Source organism: Paraburkholderia sp. SIMBA_053 (assembly GCF_046534895.1).
Taxonomy (GTDB): domain Bacteria; phylum Pseudomonadota; class Gammaproteobacteria; order Burkholderiales; family Burkholderiaceae; genus Paraburkholderia; species Paraburkholderia caledonica.
In genome coordinates this window covers 1-230 of sequence record NZ_JAWRXU010001890.1, presented here as the reverse complement: position 1 = coordinate 230, position 230 = coordinate 1, and the positions used below count along the sequence as shown (strand labels likewise).

The 230-nt window shown below is 61.3% G+C and carries 1 pseudogene; it reads left to right on the top strand.

Annotation, left to right across the window (positions count from 1 at the left end):
* Positions 1-230, top strand: a pseudogene (gene sdhB, locus SB753_RS42115) (succinate dehydrogenase iron-sulfur subunit); the annotation flags it as partial.

Genomic DNA, 230 nt, shown 5'->3' with positions numbered 1-230 from the left:
AGCTTCTGGTGGAATCCGGACAAGTTCGTGGGCCCGGCGGGTCTGCTGCAGGCGTACCGTTTCATCGCGGACAGCCGTGACGAAGCCACCGGTGAGCGGCTCGACAATCTGGAAGACCCGTACCGCCTGTTCCGCTGCCACACGATCATGAACTGCGTCGACGTCTGCCCGAAAGGACTGAACCCGACCAAGGCAATCGGCAAGATCAAGGAATTGATGGTGCGTCGCGC